This is a genomic window from Streptomyces sp. NPDC046939 (genome assembly GCF_040644575.1).
Lineage (GTDB): Bacteria > Actinomycetota > Actinomycetes > Streptomycetales > Streptomycetaceae > Streptomyces.
Window position 1 is genome coordinate 125,084 of the sequence record NZ_JBEYWV010000027.1, and the last position, 6,605, is coordinate 131,688.

At 68.5% G+C, this 6,605-nt stretch carries 7 protein-coding genes; 4 read left to right on the forward strand and 3 right to left on the reverse strand.

Annotated features, from left to right (window positions below; all coding sequences use genetic code 11):
- Window positions 1-6 precede the first annotated feature (6 nt).
- Both ABZ877_RS27580 and ABZ877_RS27585 read left to right on the forward strand, forming a co-directional pair.
- A complete protein-coding gene (locus ABZ877_RS27580; protein ID WP_361075962.1) occupies window positions 7-987 on the forward strand; it encodes an aldo/keto reductase in 981 nt (326 codons plus the stop codon).
- 32 nt (window positions 988-1,019) lie between these two features.
- Window positions 1,020-1,970, forward strand: a complete 951-nt coding sequence (locus ABZ877_RS27585; protein WP_361075965.1) for a ketoacyl-ACP synthase III family protein — start codon at window positions 1,020-1,022, stop codon at window positions 1,968-1,970.
- 99 nt (window positions 1,971-2,069) lie between these two features.
- On the opposite strand, the gene ABZ877_RS27590 is transcribed toward ABZ877_RS27585, so the two are convergent.
- Window positions 2,070-2,927 carry a helix-turn-helix transcriptional regulator gene (locus ABZ877_RS27590; protein WP_361075968.1) on the reverse strand — a complete coding sequence of 286 codons (858 nt, stop codon included), beginning with the start codon at window positions 2,925-2,927 and terminating at the stop codon, window positions 2,070-2,072.
- A gap of 107 nt (window positions 2,928-3,034) precedes the next feature.
- Complete coding sequence (locus ABZ877_RS27595) at window positions 3,035-4,426, reverse strand: MFS transporter (protein WP_361075971.1); 1,392 nt, start codon at window positions 4,424-4,426, stop codon at window positions 3,035-3,037.
- 401 nt (window positions 4,427-4,827) lie between these two features.
- On the opposite strand from ABZ877_RS27595, the gene ABZ877_RS27600 reads away from it, so the two are divergent.
- Window positions 4,828-5,172: a transposase gene (locus tag ABZ877_RS27600; RefSeq protein ID WP_361075974.1), complete on the forward strand. Its 345-nt coding sequence runs from the start codon at window positions 4,828-4,830 to the stop codon at window positions 5,170-5,172.
- A 290-nt stretch (window positions 5,173-5,462) separates the two neighbouring features.
- Here ABZ877_RS27600 and ABZ877_RS27605 read toward each other — a convergent pair whose 3' ends face one another.
- The gene (locus tag ABZ877_RS27605) at window positions 5,463-5,828 is read right to left on the reverse strand and encodes a peptidase inhibitor family I36 protein (RefSeq protein ID WP_361075977.1); all 366 of its coding nucleotides are present in this window, start codon (window positions 5,826-5,828) and stop codon (window positions 5,463-5,465) included.
- A 325-nt stretch (window positions 5,829-6,153) separates the two neighbouring features.
- Between ABZ877_RS27605 and ABZ877_RS27610 the strand changes: the two genes are divergently transcribed.
- On the forward strand, window positions 6,154-6,537 hold the full coding sequence (locus tag ABZ877_RS27610) for a hypothetical protein (RefSeq protein ID WP_361075979.1): 384 nt from the start codon (window positions 6,154-6,156) through the stop codon (window positions 6,535-6,537).
- Window positions 6,538-6,605: the final 68 nt, after the last annotated feature.

Consider the following 6,605-nt stretch of genomic DNA (forward strand, 5'->3'; position numbering starts at 1 on the left):
GACACCGTGCGGTACGTCCGCCTCGGCGCATCCGGCCTGAAGGTGTCCCGACTGGCCCTGGGATGCATGAGCTACGGCGAGCCCGGCCTTGGCACCCACCCGTGGTCCCTGCCCGAGCACGAGAGCCTGTCCTTCATCGGGCAGGCCCTCGACCTCGGCATCAACTTCTTCGACACCGCGAACATCTACTCACTGGGAACGAGCGAGGAGTTCCTCGGCCGCGCGCTGCGCAAGCTGACGCGGCGCGAGGACGTCGTCGTCGCCACCAAGGTGTACGAGAAGATGACCGACAACCCGCTGTCCGGAGGACTGTCGAGGTCCGCGATCCACCGTGAACTGGACGCGAGCCTGCGACGCCTGGGCACGGACTACGTCGACCTGTACATCGTCCACCGCTGGGACCCCGACACCCCGGTCGAGGAGACCATGCGGGCCCTCCACGACGTGGTCCGGGCGGGAAAGGTCCGCTACATCGGCGCCTCCTCCATGCACGCCTGGCAGTTCGCCAAGGCCCAGCACGTCGCGGAGCTGAACGGCTGGACGCGGTTCGTCAGCATGCAGAACCACTACAACCTCCTCAACCGCGAGGAGGAACGGGAGATGCTGCCCTTCTGCCGGGAGGAAGGCGTCGGCGTGACCCCGTGGAGCCCTCTGGCCCGCGGTCTCCTCGCCCGCCCCTGGGACACGAAGTCCCCCCGTACCGCGGGAGACCCGGTCCAGGAGCGCTTCTACGGGCCCACCGAGCGGGCGGACCGTGCCGTGGCCGCCGCCGTCGCCGAGGTCGCGGCCGAACGGGGCGTCCCCATGGCGCAGGTGGCCCTGGCCTGGCTCCTCAGCCGGCCGGGCATCACCGCCCCCGTGGTGGGGGCGACCAGAACCGAACACCTCCCGGACGCCGTGGCGGCGCTCGACCTGGACCTCGAACCCCACGAGGTCGCCCGGCTCGAAGCCCCGTACGTACCGCACGCGGTCGTCGAGTACGTCTGACCCGAAATCGACACTGAACAGGTGGATCCAACGTGGGAATAGCCGACTACGCCCTGGCCCGCCCGGCCGGGCGCCGGACCGTCGACGAGGTCGGTCGCGCCTCGGGCTGCGCACCGGAGAAGCTGGCGCAGATCCTGCCCTCCGGCACCTTCTCGGTACTCGCCGACGACGAGACGTCCTGGGGCCTGGGCCTGACCGCCGCACGCGACGTGCTGCGGCGCACCCCGGTGCCGCTCGACGAGATCGGCCTGGTGGTGTACGCGGGCTCCAGCGAGTGGGGCACCCCCTTCTGGTCACCGGCCGCGAAGATCGCCGGCGAGCTGGGTGTGAAGAACGCGCACTGCTTCGAGGTCTCGAACTTCTGCAACGCCGGCATGGTCGCCGTGAAGCTGGCCGACGACCAGGTGAGGGCCGGCGCGCACCGGCACGCCCTGGTGATCGTCTCCGACCGCCTCAGCCAGCTCGTGGACTACCCGACCGGGTACGTCGAGCTGTTCAACTTCGCCGACGGCGCCGCCGCGGTCCTGGTGTCGGCGGAGCGCTCGCGCTATGAGGTGCTGGGCGCCGCCCACCACACCGACCCGCAGTGGGTGGACTCGTACTACGGCGTGCTCAAGGAAGGGGAGGTGAAGGTCGAACGCGGCGACAAGCTCGACGGGCTCGGCGAGGCGTTCCTGCAGAACTTCACGCGCCTCACGCACGAGGTGCTGGCGGGGATCGGCGAGGGCACCGACGCCGTCGCCCACTACCTGGTGACCCACGGCAACCAGGACACCCAGCGGAAGTACCTCGCGGAACTGGGCGTACCCGAGGAGCGCAGCGTGTTCCAGTACCACTTGGACGGCCATCTGGGCGGTGCCGACCCCTTCCAGGCCCTGCGCGAGCTGGAGGACGGGGACCGCGTGCACCGCGGAGACCTGATCGTCGTGGCGACCGCGGGCTCCGGCTTCACGTGGGGTGTGACCGCGCTGCGCCGCTTGTGACGAAGGGGACGAAGCAGCGGAGCTGCCGTGGAGGAGTCCGTCACCTGGACGGTCCCTCCACGGCAGCTCCGTTTCTGTGGCAGCCGCCCGCGAGCGATCTCAGGAACCGAGGTCCATGCGCAGCAGGCGCAGCGACGCCTCGTGCGGGGAGTCCGGCTCCGCGTGGTAGAACTTCAGGATGTTTCCGTCCGGAAGCTGGGCGGACTGGTACATCAGGTCGAGCTCACCCACCACGGGGTGGTGGAACAGCTTCGTGCCCTCCACGCAGTTCGCCACGTCCTGCCGGGGCCACAGGGCCCCGAACTCGCTGCTGTGTATGACGAGTTCCCCGATCAGTTCGGCGAGCCGCGGGTCGTTGCGGTGATCGCCGGAGATGAAGCGCAGATAGGCGACGTTGGACTCGGATTCCGTGCGCCAGTCCGCATAGAGCGAGCGCACGTTCTCGTCGAGGAAGTTCAGCTTGATGATGTTCGGCCGCCGCTCGGCGTCGTCGGTGAGGCCGAAGTCCAGGTGCGGGGCGAACAACGCGTGGAAGAGGGGATTCCATCCGACGATGTCGCAGCGGTAGTTGAGCACGGCCGCGGCGACGCTGTCGAGGGACGACAGGAGCATGCGCGCGGAGAGCCCGAGCTGTCCGTCCTGCATCGGCCTGGGCTGTCCCGGCTGTTCCGGGGAACCGATCTTCAACAGGTAGTCCTGCTCGTCGCTGTTCAGCTCCAACGCCCGCGCGATCGACAGCAGCACCTGCGGGGACGCGTGGGCCGTGTGGGACTGTTCCAGCCGGGTGTAGTAGGTCTGGCTCACCCCCGCGAGGGCGGCCACCTCCTCGCGGCGCAGCCCGGGGACCCGACGCGCGCCGCTCGAGGGAAGCCCTCTGTTCTCCGGCTGGGCCCGCTCTCGCATCTGCCGAAGGTAGCTGCCGAGGTTCGCGTTCATGATCTGCTCCACCTCTCTCATTATGAAGGGGGCCGACTCGTGCGCAATCGGCTCCATGGCACATGGCAGGAAGCGGCCGGTGAGCGCGGTGCGCTCACCGGCCGCTGACGACGTCCGCGCGGGGGATTTCAGACGGACGTCGCCGGCTTGGGGGACCGGCCGCGCAGGACCAGCCACAGGACCAGGCCGATGACGACCTGGGCCGTGCCGGTCACAGCGATCGCCGTGTGGATGCCGGAGAGCTCCTGGGCGACAGTGGGGGAGCCGGTGCCGATCACGGCCGCGAAGACGGAGCTGACCAGCGGGATGCCGATGGCGATGCCGACCTGCTGGCTCTGCGTGGCCATGCCGGTGGCCATGCCCTGGGAGTCGGCGTCGGCGGACGAGGTGGCGATCACCATGAAGCACAGTGCGGCGAGCATGGAGAAGAAGGCGTTGACGAACTGGGTGACGATCAGCGGCACCAGCCAGGCGGAGTCCGCGGACGCCCACGCCCCGAACAGCATGAACGCGCCCTGGAGGAGCAGCGACAGGCCCAGCAGGGAGCGGGGCGACACCTTCTGCAGGATGCGGGGGCCCACCACACCGGCGATGATCTGCCCCACGCCGATGCCGAGCAGCACCAGACCCGCGAGCAAGGACGACAGACCCAGCACGTTCTGCACGTACAGCCCGGTGAAGAAGATCAGCGCGGTCTCGCCGCCGAAGATGAACAGCGCGGCCAGATTCCCGAAGGCGATGTCCCGCTGCTTCAGGATGTGCACCGGGACCAGGGCGTCGGCCGTACGGCTCTCGACCACCCAGAACACGCCGAGCAGCACGGCGGCGACGACGAGGGAGGCGGCGGCGACGGCGTCCAGACCGTCCTCCCCGACCCGCGTGACGCCGTAGATGCCGGCGAACATGCCCAGGGTGATCAGCACGGCACCGGGCAGGTCGATCCGGCTGCGGCGCTCCGCCCGGCTCTCGTCCACCACCAGGGGCACAACGATGATGGCCGCGATCGCCACGGGGATGTTGATGAAGAACGCCCACCGCCAGGAGAGGACGTCGGTGAGCACGCCGCCGAGGATCGCGCCGACGCTGAACCCGCCGCTCATCATCACGCTGTTGAGCCCCAGGGCGCGGGCGCGCAGACCGGGCTCGGTGAACGCGGTGGTCAGCAGGGCGAGGGCGGCCGGGGTGACGGCCGCAGTGGCCAGACCCTGCAGCGTGCGGGCCAGCAGAAGCATGGCGGGGGTGCCGGCGACACCGCCCAGGAGGGAGGAGACGGCGAGGACGACCATGCCGATCGTGAAGATGCGGCGCCGTCCGACGAAGTCACCGACCCGGCCGAAGACGAGGGTGCAGCCCGCCGCGCACAGGGCGAACATCGTGGTGATCCACTGCAGACTGCCGGTCGAGAAGCCGAGCGAGACCCCGACCTCGGGAAGAGCCACGTTCAGCACGGAGAAGTCGGCGGCCATCATGAACTGGGACGCCAGGAGAACGACGAGCGCCGTCGTCTGACGGGCACTCATACGTACAGGGGAAGATGCCGAGGCCGTCGGCTGCGCGGTGTCGATGCTGGTCATGGCTCCACCCTGAGGCGCACACGGAATGCCAGCCAGCCCCCGCCCGAGACCACCACAGCCGAGGGTGGCACTGCCAGTGACACCCTCGGCGGATCAGCGTGGCCGGATGGGGGCCGGCCCGCGCCCGCTCCGTCAGCTCGTGCGGGCCCCGGCCCGTCGGCGCTACCGCGTCGTTCGCGGTCCCTCACCTACAGCGCCGAAACGCTGCGGGGCACTACACGGTGGCTCCATCCAGGCCGACGGGGACGTCGGGACGGGCGCGCGAACGCTTGCGCCCCCTGGTGCCAAGTATGGGGTGAGACCGTCGACCGGCGGTCTTTCGGCAGAGGTCCTGAAACGGAGGTCCCGTGCTCAAGGACGCGATCCTCTATCAGGCCCGGACCGGCTGCCAGTGGCGCTATATGCCCCACGACCTGCCGCCCAAGAGCGCGGTGTACTACTACTTCGGCGTATGGCGGGACGACGGAACCGCCGAGACCACCCACGAGCTGCTGCGCTGTCAGGCCCGTGAAATGCGCAAGCGGCACGAAGACCCCACTGCCGTGGTGCTGGACTCGCAGACCGTGCGGGCCTCGACGAACGCGCCGAAGGAGACCACGGGGCTGGATCCGGGCAAGAGGAGCCCGGGCCGCAAAAGAGGTATCGCCACCGACGTGATCGGTCTGGTCATCGCCGTGCTCGTCCTGACGTGAGCGGCACGCGTGCAGCGAATACGACACGGTGCTCAGCCCTGCCCGCCCCCGCCTCCCGTGCCCGAGAAGCACGAGGACCCGTCCGATCGACTCGACCGGACGGGTCCTTGGAAACCGAACCCGAAGGATCTCGGAGACGGCCTTCAGGCGGGCACGCGTCGCCCGCGCTGCGCGCCGGGGCACTCTGCGCACCAGAGTCGCCCGCCCGTGAGGCAGCGGCGGTGTTCGCGGGACCGCTGCTTACGGCACACACCTGAACGACGACCCTTGCGCGTGCGGCAGGCTGCTGGTCAGCAGACCCACTTGTTGGACTTCATGTAGTGGCTCGCGCTGTCGGACTCCCGGTGCCCCTTCACTATGATCCCGCTGGATCCCCCGTAGTTCTTCGCTGAATACCACTTGAAGTCGCAGGAAGCGCCGTGGTTGTACCACGACTTGAAGGACTGGAAGACCGAGTACTGGGTCAGGTCCGGGTTGTTGCCCGCCACCTGCTGCCTGTGGCCGGTGTAGTTCGACCCGGACCACACGCAGAAGTAGCCCGACGGGCAGTCCCCCGGCGCCTGTGCACCGGCCTGCGCGGCACCGGCGGCACCGGCACTTCCGGCCAGCAGGCCACCGGTCAGCACGATGCCGCTGGCAACAGCTGCGACCCTCATACGCATCTTTTTACCTCCTGTGAGACCTGACTGCGGCCTTGCCACAGCACCTCGTGTCCGTTCTCTTCCCGCCCTGGGAGGTGACACGAGGCCAGTGATCGGCCGGGTGGCAACAGCCTGCCGTTGAGCCCGGGTTCTGTCGTTAGCACTCCGCGCACTCGATTTGGCCCACAGCGACCAGCAGCGTCCAGCCCTCGCCAAGGAGTCGGCAGGCCGCTTCCGAGGTGCGCCTCGAATGACGTAGAAGCGTCTTCCGTCGGCACTGGCAGAAGCTGAGACTGCGGTCAATCCACGAGGATCAGTGACGACACAACGGGGGACCGTCATGAGGACCGTGCTGGACACCACCTGCCTGCCTGCCGTCGAGAGGACGACCGCCTGGGCGGAGACAACCGCGCTGGCCCTCGTGAGCACCCGGTTCAAGTTCCCGGAGGTGGAGAATTTCGGGGCTCACATCCGTGCCGCGGATCTGGGACCGGTGCAACTGTCGACCATGTCTTACTCACAGCTGATTTCGTACCGCTCCGCACAGCTGATACGCGACTCGGACCCCGAGTTGTACCAACTCGCCCTGATCACCAGAGGGAAGCAGACCATAGAGCAAGCGCGCAACAGAGCCGACTTGGAACCGGGCGGGATAGTGGTGTACGACAGCTCCCGGCCATTTCAGGCATCCGCTCAGTGTGAGGTTCGGGGAGGGGGTCACTGAGGTGTTCGGGGTTTCTCGCCATTGATGCGAGTTCGTTGTTGTGCTGGTGGGTGGGTATTTCGGATGGT